The organism is Corynebacterium sp. sy017 (genome assembly GCF_017918135.1).
Classification (GTDB): Bacteria; Actinomycetota; Actinomycetes; order Mycobacteriales; family Mycobacteriaceae; genus Corynebacterium.
The window spans coordinates 318938-343887 of the sequence record NZ_RZUE01000003.1; the positions used below are offsets into that span (position 1 = coordinate 318938).

The window sequence follows — 24950 nt, forward strand, 5'->3', positions numbered from 1 at the left end:
TTGTTAATGGGCATTGTGGTGAGAAGACATGGTGGTCGTGTTCGCAGTAGACCACGGTATAACGCAATAATGCCTAGTAGTGTGCGTTGTATAGTTATCCAGAAGTTAGTATATGGTTCTTATGAGGTGGTCTCTAGAGGGGGGGCTTACAGATAGTGCTGTATTCTGCATATTTCTCTTTTATGCTTTGAGAAAACTAGCTTATCTGATGAGAATTAAGGAATTACGCTACTTATGGCTTTTGAGTTGAATGTTGAAAATGTGTCTAAAAGTTTTGGTAAGCATAATGTCTTGAGTGATATAAATTTAAGTGTTCCTAAGCAGTGTGTGTATGCCTTGCTTGGGGTTAATGGTGCTGGTAAAAGTACCTTGATGAAGGGGCTGGTGAATCTACTCAAATTTGATTCAGGTAGTTTTGCTTTTACATCAGCGCGAGGAAAAGGTGCTGCGCATAAAGTTGGATCGCTGATTGAAAGTCCTAAGTATTATCCTTCTTTGAGCGCTGAAGAGAATCTCTCATATCTTGGCACTCTTTTTGGTCTTGAGCGTCAGGATTATCGAAAGTTATTGATGAGTGTGGGGTTGGATCCTTCTTTGGCTCGTCCTGTGAAAAATTATTCGCTAGGGATGAAACAGCGCTTTGGTTTAGCAGTAGCTTTGATGGGAGATCCTGAGTTTCTTATCTTGGATGAACCAACAAATGGTCTTGACCCGCAGGGCGTTGTTGAGATGCGTCAACTTATTCAAGAGCTACCAAAAATACACGATGTTACTATCATGGTTTCCAGCCATATTTTGTCCGAAATGCAAAGCGTAGCATCCCATGTAGGTATCTTGGATAAAGGGCATATTCGTTATTCTGGTGAACTTGGTGCCTTATTAGCTGATGAGAAAGTTATGGTCGATACTCCTGAACCAGATTTAATGCGTAAATGGTTAGCAGATAAACAAATCGTTGCTTCTGAAGTGGGGTGGGGTAGTTTTTGGGTACAGTCTAAGGTCGAGTTATCGGATATTATTTTTGGATTAGCATCATGCGGAATCCCTATTGATGCTGCATATGTGAAATCTCCTTCTTTGGAGGAGAAGTTTTTTGAGCTTACGACGGGAGCTCAAGCATGTTAAACAAACGGATTTTTCGTGCGAAATATGCATTTATCGCAGTTGCAGTAGCTATATGTGCGACGGTTGCGTGGATGATGATTGCAAATATAGGAATACGCGGTGGTGCTAATCCTGCTGAGGATACGACAGCAGGGATGATAAGTCAGGGCGCAGCTGTTGCACTTTTTACGTTGCCATTGGTGGTTTTTGTCTTTATTCAGCTTTTCTTGACTGAGGAGCAAGATAATGACATTTGGGGATTGATGCGGGCGCGTAACGGTAAAGTAGGACAATTACTTGCATTGCGTTTAGGGGTATGTTTTCTGTGGCTTGTGTTGTGGGCAGCGGGGTATTCTTTAGCGCTTGCTGTATTGGTGGGAGTGTATTATTCCTGGGCTGATTCGGTGTGGTGTGCGTATATTTTTGTGGCGATGCTCATTTCGATTATTTTCTCAGAGAGCTTGATATCGGTAGTACATATGCGTTGGGGTGGGTTGGTTCCTGCAGTAATCGTCGGGATTGTTCTATCTGTGATTGGTGTGTCGCTGATTGGGCAGACGTCAGTGCTAGTGGGAGTATTGCCTACCGGTGCATTGCTGGCTGGTATTCCGTTTCGAGATGTTGCTGTTGGGCAACCACTTTTAGGTTTTGAGCCTAATCCAACGTGCGTTTTGGGATTAGGAGTGTCAGCTATGAGCGCTGTGATTGTTTGCATATTGTTGTTTAGTTTTCTGCGGATTCGTGTGGGAAAGGCCTGATGATGCGTTTTTATTGGTTAGAAATCAAAAAAGCTAAACCTAGGTGGGCGTATGTATGTGCTGCGATAGTTCTTGGTATGGTTGCTGCGTTTACTTCGGTTGTATTTGTGCACATGAATGGGGATGTTATTGCTCCTGAGCAGATTGCTAAAAGCATGTGGTCGTCGGCAGGAACGCAGTTATATGCTTTGGTTTTAGGTCCAGTGGTGGTCTCGATTTTGGCTGGTTCTTTAGCACGAGCCGAGGTCAGTGATGGGGTGATTGAGCTTATTCGGTCGAGAGTGGGATATACTTCACGGAAAATTCCTGCGGTGATTGTTGCTCTTGGAGTTTTAGGATTAGTTCTTTCTAGTGGTCTTGTATTTGGGTGGTGTTGTGCAGGAATCATGAGTGGAGTTTCCCTGACTCAGGGTTTTGTTTCTGTGGGAGTGTTGGCGCTGCGTAATGTGGTTGGTGTCATTGCATGGGGGCTTATTTCATTTGCGATTTTTGTTCGTGTCCGTGATTTTGGTGTGGGTTTTGCTTTATGCCTTGGATTAGCGATGTTTGGTTCAGTGGTGTTGGTAAAGTCGGCAATCGTAGCTATGTATAATCCTTTAGCTCCTATGCCGGTTGCGGTTGGGTATCCTTTTCCTGGTTATTCTGTAGTGACCTGGATTGTATTGGCAGTAAGTCTTGTTTTTGGTTTCTATTGCGCAACGTATGCCTGGAAAAGGAAAATGATAGAGCACGGATGATGCTTGAAAACAGACTAATGAGATGGCTGAACGAGGAATGATAGAGGAGACAAGGGAGCAAACCACATAGGTAAATAAATTGACTACAGTAGAATCCCACTCCGAGTGCGTCTTTATTCCTTGATAAAAGTGATTTTCTATCAAATTATAGGCTAAAATTTATCCAAAGTATCGGATAGGTCTGTGAGGTGGGGAAATATGGTTAATGTTTCCTATGTTATTGACGTGCCGAATGAGTGTGTTCATGGGAGGGGGTTGGTGTGAATCTCTTAGCAAAAAATCCTCGTTTTACCAGTCTCACTGTGGCTAATGCGTGTAATGAGCTTTCTCAGGCGTTGTCTTTTGTTGCGATCCCTTTAGGAATTTTGACTATCGGTGGGTCGGCGACTTCAGCTGGGGTAGTGGCATTTTTGTCAGCTGCGTGTGGGATTGGCTCCCAGTTTGTCAGTGGCGCTATCGTGGATCGCTTTAACGCGTCTGTTGTGTTAAAAGTGGCAACTGCGATTCAGGTTCTTACGTGGTTAGTTGTTGCGCTCTTATTTTATGCTGGGACTTTTAACATCACGATTATTGGTGTTGCGGCGGTTGTTGCCAGTATTGCTGCGTCTGTTTCCTCACCATGTGACAATGTGTTGATTTCGCGTATTGTTGCTCGTGATGATTTGGGGGCAGCGAACACGATTGTTCAGGGGCGTGAAGCATGTGCCAATCTTGTGGGTAGTCCTTTAGGTGGGTTGCTTGTTGGTTGGTCGTTGGGTGTTGCCATGATTGTTCAGTCGGTGTTTCATGGGATTGCGTTGTTTTTGGTTCCTTCGGTTGGGTCTGCTGTGCAGGAAGATTCTGGTGAGCAAGACTCTGGTGGGCAAGAGTCGGTGTATGGGCTTTGGGATGGTTTTCGGTTTGTGTGGAAAAATCCGGGTTTGCGTGCAGTTGTTTTTGTGGCTTCGCTTATCAATTTGCCGTTGTCAATGCAGCCGATTGTTTTGTTTAGTCATTATGAGGCGGTGGGGGTGTCGTCGTTATTGATTGGTTTTTATGCTAGTGCTATGGGGTTGGGTGTTGTTGTTGGGTCTGTTGTTGGGGTGAAATTGTTGGAGAAGGTATCGATGGGTTGGGTGGGTATTGTGACTTTGTTGGTGCTTTCTTTGGGGTTTGTTTTTATTAGTGTGGTGTATGGTTCTATTTTGTTTGTTGGTGTGGTTTCTTTTGTGTCGGGGTTGTTGTTGCCGGTGTTTAATGGTGCTATTGGGGCTTATACGATGGCGGTGACGCCTGAGCATATTTTGGCTCGTGTTGTGGCGGCGACGGGGATACCTGGTTTGGTTTTGTCTCCACTTGGTCCTTTGTTAGGGGGTTTTCTTAGTGATTCTTATGGGGTTTTCTTTGCGTTGTGTATTGCGGCTTTGTTGACGTTTCCTCCGTTGGTTGTAGCTGTGTTGAGTAAGAGTTTTAGGGGATTGCCGTTAATACAGGAAATATCACGTGATTCATAAACAATTATGAGCGCAGATATGAACATAGGTATAAGTGCAGAATGTTTTGAGAAGAAGCCTTGATCCGTGGGTAGTGTCAGCACTACTTACAGATAAGCGTTGTGAAGCAAATATGTGGCGGCATGGTGTGGAGTGTAACGTCGTATAACTCAATAATGCCTGGTGATGGGCGTCGTGTAGCTACGTACCAGAGCTAGTATATGGGTGATTTTCATGCGGATTTGCTAGGGCAATTACCTCATCCCGGGGGGGCATTTTTGTTGTAGGCGAGTAATGATTGTGATTGATAAAGTCGTGCTCATGCGCAGGGGATATGCGCATTGTTATCAAAAGTTATCCAAGGATGAACCTACGGTAAGAGCACAGGGTGAGCGTATGAAATCAATCGTTGAGCTTCGCAACGTAAATGTGGCGATAAAAGGGAAACCTATTATTCATAATCTCAATATGAGTGTTCCACAAGGGCAGGTATATGGTTTTCTGGGGCGCAATGGTGCCGGTAAAACCACAGTCATGAAGACACTGCTTAGCCTTCTTCCTATGAAAACTGGTGAATTTTTGCTTCATGGGCGAAATATTCAGAACGGTAATGTCGATTATCTTCGCTTTATTGGGAGTCTCATTGAAGAGCCTGCATATTATCCGCATTTAAGTGCTGTGGATAATCTTCGTTTCATTGATCGCATTCGTGGTACGAGCACAGATATTGATAGTTTGTGTTCTATCGTCGGTCTTTATGATGTGCGAAAACAAAAGGTATCGAGTTATTCCCTCGGTATGAAACAGCGACTTGGTATTGCTTCTGCATTAGTCGGCGATCCTGAGATTTTATTGCTAGATGAGCCGACGAATGGTCTTGATCCAGATGGAATTCGGGAGATACGGATTCTTCTTAAGGATCTGGCAGAACAACAGGGTAAGACTGTGATTATTTCTAGTCATTTGCTTGCAGAAATTGAACAAACTGCATCTGTCGTCGGAATTATCAGTAACGGCCGGATGCTTTATGAAGGGGCTATCAGTGGGTTGATTGGTGGAGAAAAAACCTGCGTGACTGTGGGTAATCCTCAACAGTTCGAGGACTATATGCGTAGCAAGGGGCTTGCTTTCTCTGCTATCGACGATGCGTCGTATGCTATTCGCTACTGCACTGGTCAGGATGCGAGTGATTTTGTGAAGAACGCAGTGCAAAATTCAATCTCCATTGAAAAAATCTGGGACGAGAAACGATCGCTTGAAGAGTCATTCCTAAAAATCACTGGTGAGATGAGTGGTCGGTGAACATCAGATGAGAGAATTAGCGAAATTTAAGGGTAAGCGTTCTGTTTTTGTTCCTATAGCTATTACCTTGTTATTTTGTTTTTGGTCTTCTGCGGTTATTTTTCTGAATACAGATGCATCTCAAGGGGAGCTTGCACGCGATCCACGTGGTGTTATTGTGACGTTAGTCCAGCTAGGTGGTGTTTTTATTCCGCTGATGGCTTTAACACTTAGTCTCATGATTGCTAACATTGATCAAAATTCCCGAATGATACAGCGGCAACTAGCTAATGGAGTGAGCCGAATATCGCTCATCGTACATAAAGTAGCTTTTATTTTATGTCTACTTTTGCTCCTATTTGCTACTGTGCTGTTGGTTTCTTTAGGTGTTGCGACGCAATGTGGCGTGAATCTTGACCCAAGAATGGTGTTGGTTGCTTCTTCAGGGTTCATATGTGAAATTGTCTTTTTGACGCTGCTTTTTAGCGTATTATCTCTCTATTCTTCTCGTCACACTATGCTCATCATTTTTGGAATTGGAGGAGCGATAGCTGGTGCTGCAAGTCTACAAATTCCTAAGGTAGTGGCAGCGTTCATTCCCTTTTTCTTTGCCGGTGCTACTGCGCCTGCCAAAGTAGTGATGCAGGAAGAAATGGCCTATACAGATACCCCAATTAGCTTCTTCGATATAGGAATCCCCCTGATCTTGACAGGGATAATGCTTCTACTCACCTATTTATTTATTCGACGGAGGGCGCTAGATGTTTAATTCACTTTTCTTTAAGAAAAATAGAGTAGCTTTTTATGGTCTGCTATCCTTTGTGATCTTTTTTATTCCGACGCTGTTTATCGGTTTTTCTGGTACGAGTTCTGATTTAGGACAAAAACAATGGAGCGATTTTTCGGAAGGAGCTGCAGCCTACACGTGGAATTATGCTGGACAAGTATTCCATAGTCTTATTGCACCCATTCTTTGTGCGGCGATTGCCAGTTTGGTAATGAAACCAGAGTTTGTAAGGAAAAATTTTCGTTGGGTGGCAGCTCTTCCCAAAGGGATGAGTTTTATTATGCGAGAAAAAGCCTTCTTTTTTCTTCTTGCTGCTCTGTTTTCTTCTCTTAGCGCTTTCTTGATCTTTTTCATCGGAATGCTTGTGCATGGCGTCGAGAGCAAATTTTTATGGTTGTATCTCTTATACGCTCTTGTTGGCTCATTAGGTTTTTTCACTACGTTTACCCTATATGGTTATATCGCAGTAAAGACGAAAAGTGTGGGTGTCACCATAGGAATTGCATTCGGATTAACCGTATTGACACTAGCTTTTTCTGTCTTAACCAAGACACATATTGAGCTTTATTTTCCTACTTCGCAGATTGTTTCTTTGGAGATGGTGCGCAGCCCAGGGGAGAGTTCGTGGTCAGTCTTTTTAACTAAAGCTATTATTTCTTCATTATGGTCATGCACCTTCTTGTGGTTGTTGCGTTGTGCGGTGAAGAAAGACTTTTAGATTTAGATTTACATACTTTTAGCGCGATTTTTTAGATACAGTGCTACTGTTTATGTAAAGAATCTTTTGTTCTCTTCAGGTCAGAGTTAATGGATGAATACGAGGTGTACTATGTCGGGGAATAATCGTCGTACTGTACCTTATACTCGCGCATTGATACCTATTAGTTTCGTTTTAATAATAGGGATCTTGAAACTTCTTAACGTGGTATCTACCCAAACCTTCGTCTTTGTTGCAGGGATGTATGTTTTTACTGCTTCAATTCTTTTGGTGGCTGCTTTTATTACTCATAGAGGAAACCAACCTGGGTGAGTTTTGCTCCAGTGCGCTTGCTGCGCATAAGGGTTTTGGCTTCTCAATCGTTGTGTATCATGCGACATGATAGATCCTCGGTCAGGCCTCTTGCCTTAGTGGTAAAGCACAAATGACCGAGGCCTTTTATTTTGGAGGTGGGGATGAAGCATTGGCTGAATTATGAAGATCAGGTAGCGCTCTTGAGCAAACGGGGAATGGAGATTGAAGATCCCGATGCTGCTGCTGATTTCCTTGCACGAGTAAATTATTATCGGTTTTCAGGGTACACTCTTAACTCTGGGGGCGTTTAGTCAGTATTGAAGAAACACGTGAATGTTTATGAATCCATGAGGCTGCTTGAGGTTCAATTCGTGTAGCTGTCCGTAACAGAGCTTGGTAATAATCAGTAATCCGATCTTGTTCTAGTTTAGTAAGTGAACTTTTATCTATGAATGGTTCCTGATGTGAGGCACGGAAAGGATTATTGAAGTGATAACGCTCCACGTCGTCAAACCAATACGATGTTCCACAGTGTGTAGTTAAACGTGTTGAGATGAAATTGCGTAACAGTACTTCCACGTGTTCTACATCTTCTAGGAATGCTTTTGATAATCGTGTATTCCATAGGTACAAGGAAACAGGATCATTACTTTTTCGATATCGACTCATTCGTGCAGGTGAAAACCATTCTTCAAGCTTTGTGATGTCTGGCTCCTTGTGATAGGATCTCTCCTTGATAGCCTTGGGAAGGTCAATGTCGCGAAACATCGATAAACCCCCGAGGCTTTTGTCTTTTTCGTTATCGTGTTTAGGTTCACTGATTTGGTTGTGATCCATTGTTACCCCCTGATTTGTGAAAATTACTAATTTTTCAGTATAAGGCAGTTTTATTCCTCCCTGGTCTATACACCAGCAACCTACACCCCCTTCAACCTATCTATATTCTCTTGCACAATGCTGATTGCTTGGCTGAATAGTTCTGGTGTGCAGCCTGCAAAGTTCATTCGTAGGTATTGTCCTGGTGATTCTGCTGGGAACCATGCTTTTCCGTCTGCTATTCCTACGTTTTGTGTTGCGCATTGTTGGACTAATCGGGATGCGTTAATGCGGTCGGGGATTCGTGTCCAGAGGTTGAGTCCGCCGTGAGGTATTGCTTCGATGTGGACATCGGGGCTGAGTTCATTGATGGCGGTGATGAGCATTTTTGATCTTGCGTGTAGATCTTGTTGTAGTTTTTTGAGGTGGGTGTGCCATTGGGGTGCTGTTACTGCTCGTAATGCTGCGTTTTGTAGGAGGGGGCTGACGAAGAGGTGGTGGTCTCTGATGTCTGTGTAGATGCGTTCTTTGACGGGGCCTTGTGCAATGATTCCTGCTACTCGCATTGCTGGTGAGAGTGTTTTTGATAGTGAGCGTATGTAGATTACGCATCCTTTTTCGTCGTATATGTGGAGAGGGCAGGAGGAGCCTGAGAAACCGAAGTCGTGTGCCCAATCGTCTTCGATGATGAATGCGTGGTGTTTGTGTACGACGTCGAGGATTTCTCGTGCGGTGTCGTGTGACCATGATCGCCCTGTTGGGTTGGCGTAGGAAGGTTGGGCGTAGAATACTTTAGCTCCGGTGGATGTGAATGCTCTGTCTAGGTCTGCTGGGTTTGGTCCGGTTGTGCCTGTGTTGAGCGGGGTGATGCGCAGGTGTGTGCGTCGTGCGGCGTGGATGGCTCCCCAGTAGGTGGGGGATTCCATGATGATTGGGTTTCCAGTACCGACGACGCTACGCAATAGTGTTCCGAGTGCTGGTTGGCTTCCTGGGGTGATGATGACGTCTTCTTGCGATGGGCCGGGTGTGCCGGATTGGTGGGTGGATGCTGCTTGGCGTGCGAACCATTCTCTGAGCTCTGGTGTTCCTTGTGGTTGGGGAGCTATGAAGGATGTTGGGTCTGTGCTGGCTGTGCGTAGTGCTGTGCGGATGAGGGTTTGTGGGTGTAGGGATTTTTCTGGGTATCCGTTGTTGAGGGGGATGAGGTATTTTTCGTTGTGGTCTAGGGGGCTGTGGGTTGATTGTAGGGTTTCTGGGATGAGTCCTAGGGGTGATGTTTGCCATTGGACGTCGGCAAGTTTTGTTGGGCGTGGTGCGAGTACAAAGGTGCCGACGCCGGGTCGTGTTTCGATAAGCCCTCGTGCTACTAGTTCGGATAGTGCTTTTTGTATGGTGACGGGGCTTGCGTGAAATTCATTGACTAGTTGGCGGCTGGGTGGGAGTTTGTCGCCAGTGTGTAGGGTGTGGATTTTTTTGATTAATTGAACAACGATACGCTCTGTGCTACTGTTAGACATGAAATATAACAATAGCGCTACTCAATTAAAAGGGAAAGCGATACTCTCTCGGGATTCAGGGTTCTTATGGGGTTCTCTGGGTGTCTTGGCTTTTTCTTTCACTGTCCCCATGACTCGGCTTGCTGTTGAAAACAACGGCTTATCGCCTTTATTTGTAGGAACCGCTAGGGCTGTTGTGGCAGCACTGCTCGCGATCTGCGCACTCAGTATGACAAAGCAACGTATGCCACGGAAGAAAGAATTGCTTTCTGTTTCAATTGTTGCCTTAGGTGCTGTTATTGGGTTTCCTATGCTGACTTCGTATGCTTTGACGACCACGCCTGCCAGTCATGGGGCGGTTGTGATAGCAATTCTGCCAGCCACCACTGCTGTGATTGCTGCACTAAGAACGCGTACGTATCCTGCTGGTGTTTTCTGGATTGCGACGGGATGTGGTGCAGTTGCCGCTGTTATTTTCTCCTTTTCTCAGGGAGCAACATTTGGTGCATTAAGTAAGAATGACCTGTTTTTATTGGCGGCAGTTGTATTGTGTGCAATTAGTTACGCGGAAGGGGGAGTGGTTTCTCAAAGTCTTGGATCATGGCAAACAATTTCCTGGGCGTTGATTGCAGCTCTGCCAGTTATGCTTCCCCTGGCCGTGTATTCTTCTGCACACGCTGATTTTAATGCTACGGGTTCTCAGTGGTGCGCATTTGCGTATTTATGTGTAGTTAGTATGTATTTAGGATTCTTTGCTTGGTACCGCGGGTTAGCTATTGGTCCTATGCCACAGATAAGTCAGATTCAATTAGCTCAGCCGGTATTGAGCATACTCTGGTCTGCACTTTTTCTTTCGGAGCGTATTACTTTCCGAAGCGTGTGTGCGGCAATAATTATTATTTCCTGTTCCTTGATAGCGATACGCAGCAAGAATCGTGATTTTGTGCAGGCAGATGTGATTGTGGAGCAAGAAGGCGAACGGAAGGGGAAAAGCAGATCTCTATAAACATGGTTACAGCGATGGTAAAATAGGTTAGGGGATTATTTTTCTGAGTAATTCGTTCTGAGAGTTTTCCATATCAGATAGATAAGTCCAGAAGCTAGGAAAAAAATATATAATGGAAAAGCAAGCATAAGGGATACTTTCAATGAGATTCCTGCGAACATATAAGTTAATGATTGTTTGAGGATGACGAGATGTAATACGGAGCTGATTGCAGCAAATGTGGCTGATAGAAACATTGCTAGGCACAAGTAGAAGAGCGGCAATCCAATGAATCTTGTGGAATTGATCATAAAAACAGAAGCTCCAATTTTCCTAAAAAGTTCAGTAGTAATCATAATTTGATCGGCTGCCATTAGGAATGATGATACGGACAGTGTACCGACGAAAAATAAGGGTAATCCGAGCATAATGAGGAAGTCCCAATTTTGGATTCCTTCGCCGACTTGATTTACAGCTTTCACCTCGGTGCGAGAGACGGAAAGTACAATCGCTGGTATACCTAGTACATAGCATAAAGGAAGGAAGATAGCTTTTGTAGCTGGGTGCAATTCAGCAGAGAACGCACCAATCATTGCAATGGCTGGACTAACTTTGGAAAAACGAGTTAGTTTTTTTTCTAAGAAACGCACTACGAATAATGCGGATCGGTTCTCTAACCAAAAGAGAGAAAGTACCATGGAAATAATGGTGAAAATTCCAGCTTGAGATCCTGATTTCGTAGCTAACACGAAGAAAAAGATAGCGGCGATAGCGATAATGTCGATCCATTTCACTCTACTTCCTCTTTCGATCGTTACTTTCACTGTTTTAGATTCGGTAATGCTGTAATACTTCTTAAAAGCGTATTTTCTGAACACTAAAGCGCATATGATAATTGAGCTGCAACTGATAACAGACATGGCTACAGCTAAATTATGTAAAGTTATTGGCTGGAAATACTCACTTGGGTACAGTAAATCGTCCGAGTCGCGCCGTGTAAGATGCATCACAAATTTTTGAAAAAAAACAGCAACAGGATATGAAATACTGATGGAAAGAAGTAGAATTCCAAGTAGTTGGGTTACCAGCATGAAGAGATAGCGTCTTGCTGGCCAACCTATAATTTGTAAACTGCTCATGAAGGAATCAAACTTATTAAAGGTGCGATTAATGATCTGGGGAAGACAAAAAAAAGCGGCAATACTCCAGGACACAGAAACATTTGCAGCTAGACTAGCGGTTACGGCATTACCCACATCGGTGCCTTCAGTTGCCATCTTTGTGTTGAGAAGAGCGGCGAGTACTCCTACTGTAAAACCGAATGCAACTGCAGCAGCCGCATTTGATCCTATCGATGCCTGCAGATAAGATACCATAATTTTTCTAGAGATATCTCTCTTTTTCTTGTTAGTCATGGATCACTCCACTCTCTAAACGAATGATACGATCGCATTTTTGAGCGATATTTGGGTCATGAGTCACGATAAGAACATGACTATGTTGTAGTCTGCACATAGAAAAAATCTCGTCGAAAGCTCGCTGAGCATTTTCAGTATCAAGAGCCCCTGTCGGTTCATCTGCAAGCAAAAGTTTGGGATTGCTTACTAGTGCTCGTGCTACCGCAGCACGTTGTGACTGTCCACCGGATACTGACTCAGGCAGGGAATAGCGTTCAGAACCAATCCGCAAACTATCCAAAACTTCTTCAGGAGAATAACCACCAGGATGACCAGCGAGAGCCCAACTCAACTCGATATTTTCTAAAAGTGTCAATCCAGGTACTAGCAGGTGATTTTGAAACACCATCGAAATATGTTTACGCAAGTGTTTTCGTACCTGACGTTGTGGAACTCCAGATATCTTTTTCCCATCAAGAATGCTGTATCCTTCAGTTAAAGGTCTAAGTCCAGCAATACCCTGTATTAGGGTAGTTTTTCCTATTCCTGAAGGCCCCATGAGTGCTACTATCTCCCCCTCGGATATCGTAAAATTAACATTTCGGAACAACCAATTTCGATTATTTTGATCTGAAAAACGAATGCCAGCATTGATTACCTCAAACATTAAAATGCGCCACCAATCAATTAAAAAAAGATTCTAAAAATAAAATTTGTATCAGATATCGAATTTTTTCGACATCCCATGGAATACTTGTGTGACCTCCCAGTAGTTCTAACTGAATTAGATCATTTCGCCCATTTGAATGAAAGCGCAGTTTATCTTTATCGGCAATCCTAGAGTCATACTTTGCATTCATCGTTAATATTGGAAGGCATTGCTCAATTTTAGCGAAGTTCTCTTGCATCATCAGGCGGTTTGATGGTAGAAGCGATCCTAAAATGCAGCGGTTATCTAAGATGGACTTATATAGCGAACCATTAGCTGTTATGCATCGGTCAAAAATCATTCCCGAGTAAGTAGAGCATTCACTAAAAAAAGAAAGAATCAGAGGAACTGAACCTGCGGAAATTGTTGCCCCAATCACAGGATGTTCAAATGAAAGATCTTTCGCTACCTTAAACAAATCTTGCGCGTATTCATTTATTTCACTACGCGGATGAGGGACAACCAATTCACGGATTTTTCCGTTACTTAGCTTTTCGATGCTTGCTTGTGCATTCTCAATCTTTTGTCCATAGGCGCCATATGAATGAAGTAAGTTGATAGAGTTCTCTCTGATGTATTTTCCCGATGACTTTACCTCTACGTCACTTAAAAAGGATGACACATCTAATTCGACGCAAGACCACTCTGAAACTGAATCCCATAAGGCTTGGATTTTAGGAATGGCTTGTTCAATGAAATGTTCAGATGTAGAGTCTAAGCCTTTGACAGATCTCTTTAAAAGCTTTTCTGCATCGATTTCTGAAAAGACCTCTTGTACGTTGTGGATTCTAACCCCTGAAGGTAAAAGAGTTTTCTGCAGGGGTTCTACCCCCGTAGTTTCTGAAATAATTTCATATTGCGAGTTTATTTGTGGCTGGCAGAATTCCCATTCAATTTCAGCTCTTCCAAAAGAGCAACGCAAAGATTCAATTTTTTTTGAGCGCCAAACTTTTACATAGAGTTCAGGTTCGTGTTTGTTTATTAGTACTCTGGGTTCTGCGATTGGGAGTTCTTCTGCTATCTGAGCTGTCTTTACATATGCTATGCGAAGAAACCATTGTTCGCTTCCATCTTTGTCATAGGCGAAAATTAGTATACCTGAATCAATGAGTTCCGCAATACTGGTCACGGCACAAAAAGATCCCAGTACTTCTTGTTTTTGAGAAACTGAACATTCACTTACTGCGTATATTGTTTCTCTATGAGCGTCATAAACTAAGAGCATCATTGTCTCCATTATTAGCAAACTTAAGCAAAGTAGGTAACAGTAAGAATCCACCAGCCCCTTCATGTATATCGAATACATACCTAATCGATGAATCATCTAAGAAAAGATCTCCTACATCATCATGCGGTAATAGTCTCCGAATTCTCTGGATGAGCTGCGGAATAGAAAAAGGTCTATTGAGAAAATTGCTGATTCCTGCTACTCCAATAACCAGACCTGTCATTCCATTAGAAAGACCGCTACAAATGCTGAATTCTGTATCGACTGCTCTTAGCAGCTTTTCAGCTTCTTTTTGCATCCAGCCTTGCGGAAAGAACTGTTTAAGGCGAGGCAGTACTAAACCAAATCCGGCGCTTCCCGTGCTTATATATGGAAGCAATCGGTTTCCTTGTACAGCAAAAAGTGCACTTTTGTTGTTTTCTTTATAATTGTCTAATTCTCGTTGAATTGCATAACAAATTGCGTCTAGTACAATCGGTTTGTCTACATCAGGTATTTTATCTACCCACAAAGACATTGCCCACGCTATGCCCAGTGGTCCGTACAGTAGACCAGTGCATTGATCGCTAGGAAGATTAGAGTTCACATTTATTGGTTTTCTAAAATCAATATTACCAATCTCCGTAGCAAGGCGCATTATCCATTCTTGTATAACGCCGAAGAAGTGTGGCTCTTTTTTAGTTATTCTTTCTAGAATAAGCAATTGTAGTTCTTCCGATTCCCAGACATTGCGTGGTAAAGGTGTTTCTTGGTTATACAAGTCCTGAAGTTTTTTATGAATTGCTTTTCCTTTTAGAGGAATTAGATTGAAAGCATAATCTGAAAAATTAGGAACTACTTTAGATAGATCCCAATCTGCATTGAGTTCCTTTTTGATGTATTCGAAACCAAGACAGTAACCAAAGGAATCTAATCGACGATCCGGAGAAACTGAGATCTTTCCAGTCTCGTTAATGCATGATATAGCGTTGAGACGGATCTTTTCTTTTATATCCTCTATAGAGGTCGTAAGCATTCTTTTCGTAGCTTTATGCGGGAATAAAGCTTGATCTTTGAGTCGATTTTCAACTAATGCCAAATTTCTCAATTGGTTAAGCAACTCGTTGATGCGAATACTGCAACGCATACTTTGATAGGGGTCATCCCATCTTCGATCCCAACCTGCTATGTTAAACTGATTTACTCTGGTGTTGCCAAATACAAGTTCTTGGATAATCTGACGGAATGCATACCAATCTGCTTCTTCAGCATTTTGAATAAGTTTATTAGCAAAACCTTGCGCCTTTGAGAATCCAGGTAAATCATCGGGAGTATTCGTCGCTTCTTCGAAGTCCACAAAATATACCTCGGCACCGTCTGTAAGAATATTCCTGCCATGCAAGTCGCGGTGATAGATGCTTTTAGAGTGTAACTCGTGAATTCTATTTTCTAAGCGTGAAGAAATCTTTAGGACACTTGTCAAATACTCTTCCCATTCTGCTGCATTCTTTGCATACAGTGGAAAATATGCTTTTTTAAACTGGTGCAGATCAAGGCAACCTAGATCGCCAGCGATTAGTATGACATCCCGATTTAATGATGTTTGTAAAAGTAATTCTGGTGCCAATCCGCTACCACTAAGTTGTTTTAGTTGTTCTGCTTCGTGTAGTACACGAGTAGCTCCATCTTTTAAATCTTTATCTAACCCGGCGAATTTTCTTCCAATCTTCAGAAATGAATCTTGTCCTTGGTAGTTGCAGCGAAAGATACCTCCAGCGTTTGATTGCTTTATAAGCTTTACTTCAGATATATCCACCGAATTATTATATTTTAACCTTGATACAGCTGCCTCTATAGTCGGAATATCTGATTTAGGAAAATTGGTGGGAACAAGAATTTCACGGCGATCTGGAACTAGCTGTCCTTTTTTATTGAGTAAACAATATTCGCCTTCCTTGTTTATCATGGGGACGAAAGCACCATATCGAAAGTGTAAGCAAGAAACAGAACCCGGTAGATCAGTTAGAATTTCAGGTCCCGTCAATCCCTTTAACTCTTTAGCGAGTAAGCTAGCTACTACTTCAAAATCATTTTCGTCGGGATAAATTGTAATTAGCTTACCTGCTGTCTCTCTAGCTGCATTTTTGCTATTTGCAAGAAAATATGAGTCACGAGTATTGACTACTTTGAAATGTAATTTGTTATCCCGAATAATTTTCAATGAACGCTCAAGAACCTGATCAAGATTCGTTGGGCTAGCAGAAATATGGATTTTCCATCCTTGTGACGTGATTACAGTGTCATGATATTGGTAACTGCACCAGTACTCCCCTCGATGCAGAGAATATCCATCAAAATCCTCAGTCAGATACTTCTCATTTAGTTTCCTCGTTATAAAGGGAGCATAAAATTTAGGGGATCTAATGAGTTCGCTTTCAAAGTTGATCATTACTTTCAATCTCCAAAATCAGGTTAGGTGTCAGCCAATCGATGAATTCTGAATTATGGGTCGAAATTATCATCCGATCTCTGCTCTGCAGTTGTTGTTTTATCAGTGTGATCAGATGTCGTTGGTCATCGATTCCTAATGAAGATGTTGGTTCATCAAGAATAATGGTCCTTTTGTTTGAAGCGAGTGCAGCTGCTAACACTATTCTTTGTCTCTCGCCCCCTGACATTCCAGCAATAGCGGTATCGAGTTTTAAATTGGGTAATCGCAAGGTGACAAGATTTCTAAGGAAAAGTTCAGAGGAATTTTCGTCGCTGTAAAGCAATAGAGTGTCTTTGATTGTGCTTGGTAGAAGTTGGGGGTCTTGGCTTACATATGCGACCTCTTTACCACTCAATTGATTTGACATTTCTTTCAGTAAAGTTGTTTTACCAATTCCACTTGGACCTATGATAATTAAGCTTCCTGAGGATCTAAGTAGAGTTCCTAGATGCTTTTCTATGACATGATTAACGCGTTTGGGGAGCACACCTTTTGATGACTTGCTATTAAGCATGGATTTAATTTGTACCCACGCAGTGTTCGCCTTTGTCCGTTGGCTTGCAATTGAGAGAGCACGCAGGAGCGGGGTTATTAGTATAAACATGTACATCAAAAAGGCAACCAAATCACCATTAGTTATCTCTCCTATTTGGATTCGCCATGAAGCAATGCCTAAGGTGCAGACAGCTAAAATCGGAATGATTGAATTATTAAAAGGTGTAAATTGAGCTTTTATTGTCGCTGATTTTTCACTAGCTCGGCGTAATCTAGTTAAATCTGTGTACACGGTACTTTTTATATGCTCAAGTCGACCATTTAGTTTTGCTACAGGCCCTGCGGCGAAGTAGTTCAATAAGGTACTGCTAAGCGTATCTCGAGATTCCCATATTGTTCTCTCAGATTGAGCCATTCGCTTGAAAAAAGGGAAGCTCAACATTGTAAGAGCCAATCCTATTCCAATTACGAGAAGAGTTAAAACTGTATCAATCTGTAGAAGTTCTACAAGAGCAAACAGGAACATCCCGAGACCCGGTGCTAGTTTACTTATCAACCCAGCTATATAGTTTGAAACTATTGCAGTATCTCCAATCAATACTTGAATACTTTGAGCAGAATTAACATGGAGTCTGTCAATATCAGATTTTTGTATTATTTCTCGCTGAAGTGAATATCGAATGGTTGCAGTCAATCTATCTTCTTGCCAAGTAAGTAGTGCATTCGCGGCAGTGGTAATCACTACAACAAGTAGTAGAATAATCGTTTGGATAACAAATTCGCCAGATAAACCATTGACAGAAGTTCCGTCAATCAATTTGGAAAGTAGAGATGGCTGTAAAACAGAGGACACAGTAAAAATAATCGAGAAAAGTGCACACCCAAAAATGTAAAACCTTACCTTGGAATCTTTGCAGTATCTCGTAATTTTTAGGATCATAGCTTCTTCCGTATAATAAACTGGTAGGAAAAAAATTCTCCTACCAGCGGCGTATTAATGAACGGGACTTACTATTTGTTGCCACAGAAAGACCACGTGATGGTGCTAACGTCATGATCCCCACAGTGGTTTTGACTAAAGGTGCTTTCCTTTCGTTCTTCTCCCTTTAATGAGAGGTCGGTTTCATCAATCAATGCTTGCAGTGTACGAATATTCATTCGATCGCCTTTCTTTTGATTAACATATCAACTGCAAGCTCTAAGTTAGTTGTCAATGATGAAAAATATTTTAATTCTATCTTAAAATTTTCCTTTTTAACTGGCACTTGATTGTTGCATTAGACTATTGAATTATGCATATCTGATCCCCCTGTGATAAATGTGCTTCTGGAAACTTATTTTGATCCGATGCATATTGTAAAACAATCTCGTCGGTAGAGGGTGTTATTTTTCCGAAAGTGGTAAGGTCTGCCAGTAAACCACCAGCGAGCGCATAGGGGATTGCTTTGTTAATTGTTGATGGTTTTCCCTGGTCTGTGTACAGCAAGAGAAGAATATCTGTAGAAACGATGCGCCTGTTATCTCCCATATCGCTAAGGGTAACAAAAAGAATCTAGTGTAACGCTGTAACAGTTATGGTTGCCCTGTGGATGACGTGATAATCATTGCGGTGTCATAAAATTTTCTCTACGGTGGATAGGCGTAGCCATTGAATCACATAGGTTTGTGATACGCATGAGCCTTAATCTGAGGAGGTGGTATCAATGACTACAAATTCAAAGATTGTTCATTGGGGGATTTTTGCAGCTTGTGCTGTTTCAACAATGATTGGGAAATGATTGGGTGAGGTCCATGGATAAAATAAAAATTATTAGTGCTAGTCTTGCTGGTCTTGTTCTAAGCTTTTTGGCGGTACAAGGTGGCATATTGTTTTCTGTAAGCGGAATTATTCCTCATTCTTTCTTGTCTTTAGTTGGATCTGTAGTAGCCGCGGGTAGTCTTGTCCTTTTTGCATCGGTCTATGGTTGGCGAACATCTAACAGTTTGATTGCTAAGAATACGTGGATGAGTTTTGCGGTTGTTTTCTCTATTGGTTTTATAGTGTCCAGTATTTTCTTTTATGCAATTCTTAGTGGGTTACCTCAAGATCTAGGCTAAACAGCCAGGTGCAGTTTTAAGAAGATTGTGCTGCTATTCTGGTTAACAGTTCCCGCAGCCGCCTCTCTTGGAAGCGTCCCGCTGTAGTGGCCCTGATAAGCCTTGGAGACTGTCTGGTTTCTGGGGTTTATCCCTTGTAAAAGTGGGGGTAGTCGGTAGCATAAGAGCAATGAACATCTCACAGTCGTCAAGTAAGGCGCAGGAGCAGCCGAATAGCCGAACCTGGATACTGTTGCTGATTGTGATGGTTCCGCAGCTTGGTCTTACGCTGGTTAATCCGTCGAATATGGCGATTGCTGCGGATCTGTCCACTGGCTTGTCGCAGGTGGAGGCCACGCTCACGGTGTACATGGTGGGCTATGCGGTGAGTATGTTTGTGTCTGGCACGTTAGCTGATCGGTTCGACGCCACCCGTCTCCAAGCAGCAGGTTTGCTTCTCTTTGTCGTCGGGTGTGTGGTCGCAGCTCTCGCCCCGACGGTCCTTGTGCTCGCCGTCGGGCGTTTTCTCCAGGCACTCGGTGGTACGTCTGCGACGGTGCTGACCCGTATTATTGTGCAGCGTCGTTACCCAGCGAGTGCCCGGGTGGGCGTGTTGACGTCGATGTCGATGGTTATTTCCCTCACGCCGTCTTTATCCCCGCTGGCTGGTGGGTTATTGTCTGAGATTATGCCGTGGCGGGTATTGTTTGTGCTTCTTGCGGTTTTTGCGGTGTGTTTAATTCCGATGATTATGCTGCTTCTTGGGGCAGCTGCCCCGGAGCATCCGGTGTTGCCGTCGCCAAAGCAATTTATGGGCGCGCTAGCTAATGCGTTGGGTAATAAAAAATTCTTGTGGAATGCTGCGGCAATCAGCTTCGTATGGATGACGTATTTTGGTTTCATCAATTCTTCTACGACGATTCTGCAGGGATTATTGGGGCAGTCGGAAATCCGTTATGGGGTATTCATGGCTATTCCTGCCATTGGGTATCTTGCGGGTAGTTTATTGGTGAAGAAAGCGCGGGATATTGTGGCTGTATTGCGTGTTGTTATGGTGATTGGGGCGCTCGGGATTGGTGCTGCGTTTCTCGGTGCCTGGGGTGGGGTAGTGAATAATCCGGGTGTGCTTGTGGGGATTATGGCGGTTGTGTTTCTTGGTGTGGGGGCGACTATTCCGTTTACCCAGGCGAATCTTTTGGAATTGGATGTGGCATACCCTGGTGTGGCTGCGGGATTGTTTTTCTTTCTGCAGATGGCCTCCGGCGCGGCGTATGGAACGGTGGTTCGTGCCCTTGATCTGGGCACGGTGGCGTCCTTTGTGATGGTGCTGATGGTTCCACAGATTATTGTCACGGCAATGGTGCTGGGTGCCAGACGACGCCAGGCGTGAGCGCTCAGTCACCTTTAATCCTCACTGGCGCTTAAGCGCTACCTTCTTTGCCGACTAAGGTTCTGTATTCCTCCATTAATCGCCACCGGTTAATAGGCCCACTTATGCGTTGACCATTGACGTACACAATGGAGTCTCCATCGGATTCTATGTGTTCTACATCCAGATTATCGTCCTCAATGCGTGCCATATCTTCACCTCGGCTAATCCTCTGGCGGAAGGTTTCCACATTAAGACCAATATCTGCAGCGATTGCATAGATTGTTTTCTCGTCAAGTTCACCTTCTGCTTGAACGAGAGCGTCGTGCATAGCAAAGAACTTATGCTGGTGGGAGGCTGCTTCTAGTGCTAGCGCTGGTAGTAGATCCTCAGGGTTTTCTATGTGATGACGGTAGACCACATTGATACGGTTATCGTCTGCAAGGTCGTAGGTTTCACGCAGAGTTTCTGTCATACGGGTGCGGTATCCGTAGGTCATCGAAGTATATTGCACGACGGATACCTGCGCGTCTGCAGCACCATAGATGTGATCATGCTCCGGGTCGATAGGGCGTACCAGAGTTTCACCCTTGGGTGCCGCTAGTGGTGCGTAGCGGTCACCAAGCCGGAAAATAAGGATAGCGACGATAACCGCCAGAAGTGATGCGCCCAGAACTCCCATGCGGGCTTGGCTTTGCTGGTGCGGGTCGTCGAGAGCTAAACCAGCAACAAGCAAGGAAATGGTAAAGCCCATGCCTGATAACGCGCCAATACCTGCGATACGTGGTAGATCCAGACCCGGTAGACGCGCACTGGGTACGAAACGCAACACCAGTGCTGACGATAGGGTAATGCCTAGCAGCTTTCCGACGACCAGCCCGATGATAATGCCCCATGTGAGTAGGGATTGCGTTGCTTGTGAGAGAGTGTCAGACGTGATGATCACTCCGGCGTTAGCAAGCGCAAAGAGAGGAACCACCAGGTAGTTCACATAGAACGGTAGAGCAGCGGAGAGCCGTTGGTTGAGCGGAATTAAATACACCATGGATTCGCGCACTGTTTGGGCTGTGGTAGGTGTGGGCGCTTGGCGGAATAGGTGGTAGATTTCGTGCGTGGCTTCAAGGTCATGGCGGTTAATAACCCGCACTGGTAGCAGCAGGGCGATGAGCACACCAGCAAGGGTGGCGTGAACTCCGGAACTAAAAACGGCATACCAGGTTCCTAGAGCAAAGACCATGTAGGGGAATAGGCGCCATACCCCGATCCGCTGGAGAACCCATATGCCTACTAGCAGTAGCGCAGCAATGCCAAGAGCCAGGAAATTAAGCTGGTCGGTGTAGCAGAATCCGATGACTGCAAGGGCTCCTATGTCATCAATGACGGCGAAGCCAAGAAGGAAAAGCCGTAGCCGGGGCGCGTTTCGTGGACCAATGAGAGCTAAAAGCCCCAAAGCAAAAGCAGTGTCTGTGGAGATGACTGTTCCCCATGCTGAAGATACGGTACTGCTGCTGGTCAAAGCGTAGAAAAGCACTGCTGGTGCGATGAGACCACCAATTGCCGCGGCCGCTGGTAAGAGTGCGCGCCCGGGGAGGCGGAGTTCACCAATGACTAATTCTCGTTTGACATCAAGACCAACCATGAAGAAAAAGAACGCCATCAGACCTTCATCCACCCATTCGTGGAGTGTGAGACGAAGCTCGAAATTACCTAGGCTCAGACCTGCGTGGGTATGCCAAAACTCCTCATATCCTGTTCCGATATTTGCCCAGATGAGTGCGATGAATGTGGCAATGACCAGTGCTGCTGCCGCGTAGGTTTCATTGACCCATAAACTTTGGCGTCGATGGCGAATACGAAGATACGTATCGACGTTATGCCCATGATTTTTCTTTGTCACATCATCTCCTTGTGTGTCATAGGGTTTTGTGTTTAACTTCCCGCATTAAGAGGGGACTATGTGTGTGGTGTTTACCAGGTTGTTGCCACAGTGGAGCGAATGATCCACGAACCGTCGTCGTCCTGCTGGCAGTGGCTGGTGAGTTGGAGCGGCCATGTGCCGTGCATACCCCAGATAGTTGCCCGGGTATGCGTGCGTGAACGGAAAGTCACGTCATCTACCAGAGAAAGCTCTACGGTATCCATGCTGTGATATGCCATTTCACCCGACGTAATCTGTGCCAACCATTCCTCTTTGGGCTGAACGTATCCCGTCATATGCGTGAGAGTGAAATCCTCAGCAAGGAGTGCGTCTAATGCTTCCGTATCTGCGGTGAGCATTGCGGTACATAATGTTTCGTGGAGGGCATGTATATCCATGAGTATTCTTTTCCTGTAAAACTATGAACTCGAATTAATGAACTATATAAAGCGGGTGCTTTATTCCCGTATGCAACCTCGTCATATTACTGACATATTTCCCACACAAACAGGTACTATTAGTACCTGCCAATTCCCGTGATTCTGAGAGCGAAAATCCTATGATGGGGTGCTATGGCTTCTTTAACTTTATCCCCAGGAAAAACTGTTCTTATTATTGGTGGTACCGGTAGCGTTGGCCGTCATGTTGTGAATGAGGCACAAGCAGCAGGCTATTCGGTGCGTTGTCTGGTGCGTTCACACAGCCGTACGGCAATGTTGCCCCAGGGCGTGGATATTGTGGTCGGTGATCTCACCCAAGCACACACATTAGAATCTGCTGTGGCTGATGTGGACGGGATTATTTTCACACATGGTTCCTCCACCAGCACAGATAGCGTGCGTGATATTGACTATGCGGGTGTTGCTCATGTCTTGCGTGCTCTAGGCACACGACGCATCCGCATTGCTTTGATGACTGCTGTGGGAGTGACCGCGCCCGGTATGGGGTACCGGGAATGGAAACGACGCAGCGAAGAACTCCTCAGAGCCAGTGGGCATGAATATACAATTATTCGCCCGGGCTGGTTTGACTACAATTCGGCAGACCAACACCGTATTCTCCTGCGTCAAGGTGATACGCGACGTGCCGGCTCCCCAGCAGATGGCGTAATTGCTCGTGAGCAGATCGCTCGGGTACTCGTCGCAAGTATGGCTGCCAAGGACGCTACCAATGTCACAGCAGAGCTAGAAGCTGAACAGGGTGCGGAGCAAGAAAACATTGCTGCTGTGTTCAGCGGATTAGAGCCTGATGAGGCGGGATCATTGCATGGAATCCATGACCGGGATATTCCAGACATGGATACCGAACCGCAACGTTTTCGGGAGGATCTAGAGAAGTTACGCTTTTGAGCGTTTCACGCCCGGCGCGATAACTCCCACGCACACTATGAGGCACAGGGCTAGGATTACACATCCCCAGTGCAGTGCTGTTGCTACCTGTTCTAGGGTGCTGCCGGCGTGGGAGGATACCGCCACTAAGATAGCTAAGCCTGTTGCCATACCAATCTGGTGCACAGTATTGACCATGCCACTGGCAGCACCTGAGTTCTCGCTGGTAGCACCGATGATTCCAAAACTTGTTAACGGAGCGAAAGCAGCACCTTGGCCTGCACCGATCACAACCATAGCTGGTGCAATGTGGTAGACATACTGGCTTGTGCTATCCACCTGCGATAAAACAAACATTCCGCACAAAGTCAGGGAAACACCCACGATCAGCAACCACAAATCCCCATATTTCTGTGATAAACGCGGCACCAGCATGGCAACAATAAAGTTCACGACGGTCATCGGCAGGAAACCACAACCAGCTTCCAACGGACTAAAACCTAAACAGTCCTGCATTAACTGTGTACTGAAAAAGAAGAAACCAATCATGGCACCTAAATAGAGAAAACGGGCTGCATAGGCGCCGCAGCGGCGTCGATCAGCAAACAAAGAAAGATCAATGATCGCATGAGTAGTACGGCGCTCATGCCACAGCGTCACACCAAGAATCACCAGAGCTGCCACAACACAGGCTACCGGTATAACACCATGAGAATTGGCACTGGAAAACTCGATAATCCCAAACACCAGAAGTGCAGAACCCACCGTTGCCCCTAAAGCACCAGGAATATCGAACTTTCCAGGCTTTGCATGAGAAGCGGGAAGATAACGCGGAGCAAGCATCGCAATGACTATTCCCACAGGCACGTTAATGAAAAATCCCATGCGCCAGGAAAACCACTGTGCCGCGGCACCACCAATAATCAGACCGGCACTCGCACCGATTCCGGCCGTTGCTGCATAAATAGCTACCGCTCGCGCTCTGGCCTGCTCCTGAGGAAAACTAATGGTCAGTAAGGATAGAGAACATGGGGCAACGATCGCCGCCCCTAATCCCTGAATGGCACGTGCAGTAATCAGCCACTCAGGAAAAGGGGATATGCCGACGAGGAAAGAAGAAGCAACAAATAAGGCCAAACCCGAGAGAAAAACCTTACGATACCCCAATAAATCTCCCAGCCGCGCGCCGAGCAATAAGAAACCACCAAAGGTGAGGGTATAAGCATCCTGTACCCAAGCAAGCTGGGAACTGCTCAGATTCATTGATTCCCGAAGTGGCGGTAATGCGGTAAAAATGACGGAATTATCCAGAAGAATAAGGAAATAGCTCAACACGATCAACCCTAAGGTCATTTTCATCGTGTGATTCATACTTTGAGGGTTTATATCCTGAGTTTTTATATGAGACACTCGTTCCATTCTGCTCACGGATATATCTGATAACCAGAGTTCTGTTATAGGGGTATTATCAGTACCTGTTTAGCAGGGCACTGTTGTGGTTGCGCCTTGATC

Annotated in this window: 23 protein-coding genes; 12 read left to right on the top strand and 11 right to left on the bottom strand. The window is 44.6% G+C overall.

The window, feature by feature from the left end; all coding sequences use genetic code 11:
* The first annotated feature begins 234 nt into the window (after positions 1-234).
* The 8 genes from EML15_RS07965 (at position 235) to EML15_RS08000 (ending at position 7462) form a co-directional block, all read left to right on the top strand.
* Positions 235-1125 carry an ATP-binding cassette domain-containing protein gene (locus EML15_RS07965; RefSeq protein WP_144274698.1) on the top strand — a complete coding sequence of 297 codons (891 nt, stop codon included), beginning with the start codon at positions 235-237 and terminating at the stop codon, positions 1123-1125.
* The gene (locus EML15_RS07970) at positions 1119-1862 is read left to right on the top strand and encodes a hypothetical protein (RefSeq protein WP_144274700.1); all 744 of its coding nucleotides are present in this window, start codon (positions 1119-1121) and stop codon (positions 1860-1862) included. Before EML15_RS07965 ends, EML15_RS07970 begins: the two co-directional genes overlap by 7 nt.
* Positions 1862-2599, top strand: coding sequence for a hypothetical protein (locus tag EML15_RS07975; RefSeq protein WP_144274702.1), 738 nt, complete (start codon positions 1862-1864; stop codon positions 2597-2599). Before EML15_RS07970 ends, EML15_RS07975 begins: the two co-directional genes overlap by 1 nt.
* 260 nt (positions 2600-2859) lie before the next feature.
* On the top strand, positions 2860-4092 hold the full coding sequence (locus tag EML15_RS07980) for an MFS transporter (RefSeq protein ID WP_185967219.1): 1233 nt from the start codon (positions 2860-2862) through the stop codon (positions 4090-4092).
* Positions 4093-4371: 279 nt separating this feature from the next.
* Positions 4372-5373, top strand: a complete 1002-nt coding sequence (locus tag EML15_RS07985; protein ID WP_210472001.1) for an ATP-binding cassette domain-containing protein — start codon at positions 4372-4374, stop codon at positions 5371-5373.
* Positions 5363-6121 carry a hypothetical protein gene (locus tag EML15_RS07990; RefSeq protein WP_144274708.1) on the top strand — a complete coding sequence of 253 codons (759 nt, stop codon included), beginning with the start codon at positions 5363-5365 and terminating at the stop codon, positions 6119-6121. The genes EML15_RS07985 and EML15_RS07990 overlap by 11 nt, the downstream gene beginning before the upstream one ends.
* Complete coding sequence (locus tag EML15_RS07995) at positions 6114-6857, top strand: hypothetical protein (protein ID WP_144274710.1); 744 nt, start codon at positions 6114-6116, stop codon at positions 6855-6857. The genes EML15_RS07990 and EML15_RS07995 overlap by 8 nt, the downstream gene beginning before the upstream one ends.
* 449 nt (positions 6858-7306) lie before the next feature.
* Positions 7307-7462 carry a hypothetical protein gene (locus EML15_RS08000; RefSeq protein ID WP_185967220.1) on the top strand — a complete coding sequence of 52 codons (156 nt, stop codon included), beginning with the start codon at positions 7307-7309 and terminating at the stop codon, positions 7460-7462.
* Here the strand turns inward: EML15_RS08000 and EML15_RS08005 are convergent.
* Together EML15_RS08005 and EML15_RS08010 are read right to left on the bottom strand one after the other, a co-directional pair.
* A complete protein-coding gene (locus EML15_RS08005) occupies positions 7443-7820 on the bottom strand; it encodes a hypothetical protein (protein WP_210472002.1) in 378 nt (125 codons plus the stop codon). The two genes, EML15_RS08000 and EML15_RS08005, sit on opposite strands and share 20 nt — an antisense overlap.
* A 248-nt stretch (positions 7821-8068) precedes the next feature.
* On the bottom strand, positions 8069-9484 hold the full coding sequence (locus tag EML15_RS08010) for a PLP-dependent aminotransferase family protein (protein WP_144274714.1): 1416 nt from the start codon (positions 9482-9484) through the stop codon (positions 8069-8071).
* Between EML15_RS08010 and EML15_RS08015 the strand changes: the two genes are divergently transcribed.
* Complete coding sequence (locus EML15_RS08015) at positions 9483-10469, top strand: DMT family transporter (RefSeq protein ID WP_144274716.1); 987 nt, start codon at positions 9483-9485, stop codon at positions 10467-10469. The two genes, EML15_RS08010 and EML15_RS08015, sit on opposite strands and share 2 nt — an antisense overlap.
* Before the next feature lie 35 nt (positions 10470-10504).
* On the opposite strand, the gene EML15_RS08020 is transcribed toward EML15_RS08015, so the two are convergent.
* The 6 genes from EML15_RS08020 to EML15_RS08045 form a co-directional block, all read right to left on the bottom strand.
* A complete protein-coding gene (locus EML15_RS08020; protein ID WP_144274718.1) occupies positions 10505-11863 on the bottom strand; it encodes a hypothetical protein in 1359 nt (452 codons plus the stop codon).
* A complete protein-coding gene (locus EML15_RS08025) occupies positions 11856-12512 on the bottom strand; it encodes an ATP-binding cassette domain-containing protein (protein WP_144274720.1) in 657 nt (218 codons plus the stop codon). The genes EML15_RS08020 and EML15_RS08025 overlap by 8 nt, the downstream gene beginning before the upstream one ends.
* A gap of 16 nt (positions 12513-12528) precedes the next feature.
* Positions 12529-13782, bottom strand: coding sequence for a hypothetical protein (locus EML15_RS08030; protein WP_144274722.1), 1254 nt, complete (start codon positions 13780-13782; stop codon positions 12529-12531).
* Positions 13763-16210: a phosphotransferase gene (locus EML15_RS08035; protein ID WP_144274724.1), complete on the bottom strand. Its 2448-nt coding sequence runs from the start codon at positions 16208-16210 to the stop codon at positions 13763-13765. Before EML15_RS08035 ends, EML15_RS08030 begins: the two co-directional genes overlap by 20 nt.
* The gene (locus tag EML15_RS08040) at positions 16197-17687 is read right to left on the bottom strand and encodes an ABC transporter ATP-binding protein (RefSeq protein ID WP_144274726.1); all 1491 of its coding nucleotides are present in this window, start codon (positions 17685-17687) and stop codon (positions 16197-16199) included. Before EML15_RS08040 ends, EML15_RS08035 begins: the two co-directional genes overlap by 14 nt.
* Positions 17688-18029: 342 nt before the next feature.
* A complete protein-coding gene (locus EML15_RS08045; RefSeq protein ID WP_144274728.1) occupies positions 18030-18275 on the bottom strand; it encodes a GPP34 family phosphoprotein in 246 nt (81 codons plus the stop codon).
* Positions 18276-18538: 263 nt separating this feature from the next.
* Between EML15_RS08045 and EML15_RS08050 the strand changes: the two genes are divergently transcribed.
* A complete protein-coding gene (locus EML15_RS08050; protein ID WP_144274730.1) occupies positions 18539-18844 on the top strand; it encodes a hypothetical protein in 306 nt (101 codons plus the stop codon).
* Positions 18845-19013: 169 nt separating this feature from the next.
* Positions 19014-20213, top strand: a complete 1200-nt coding sequence (locus tag EML15_RS08055) for an MFS transporter (RefSeq protein ID WP_144274732.1) — start codon at positions 19014-19016, stop codon at positions 20211-20213.
* Between the two features lie 31 nt (positions 20214-20244).
* Here the strand turns inward: EML15_RS08055 and nhaA are convergent, their stop codons facing one another.
* Both nhaA and EML15_RS08065 read right to left on the bottom strand, forming a co-directional pair.
* The gene (gene nhaA, locus EML15_RS10220) at positions 20245-22089 is read right to left on the bottom strand and encodes a Na+/H+ antiporter NhaA (RefSeq protein WP_255455997.1); all 1845 of its coding nucleotides are present in this window, start codon (positions 22087-22089) and stop codon (positions 20245-20247) included.
* 71 nt (positions 22090-22160) lie between these two features.
* Positions 22161-22508, bottom strand: a complete 348-nt coding sequence (locus EML15_RS08065) for a nuclear transport factor 2 family protein (protein WP_144274734.1) — start codon at positions 22506-22508, stop codon at positions 22161-22163.
* Positions 22509-22682: 174 nt separating this feature from the next.
* Here EML15_RS08065 and EML15_RS08070 point away from each other — a divergent pair, with 174 nt between their 5' ends.
* Positions 22683-23459: an SDR family oxidoreductase gene (locus EML15_RS08070; RefSeq protein ID WP_144274736.1), complete on the top strand. Its 777-nt coding sequence runs from the start codon at positions 22683-22685 to the stop codon at positions 23457-23459.
* Here the strand turns inward: EML15_RS08070 and EML15_RS08075 are convergent.
* Entirely contained in the window at positions 23448-24809 is a 1362-nt protein-coding gene (locus EML15_RS08075) for an MFS transporter (RefSeq protein WP_144274738.1), read from the bottom strand. The genes EML15_RS08070 and EML15_RS08075 overlap by 12 nt on opposite strands.
* Positions 24810-24950 lie beyond the last annotated feature (141 nt).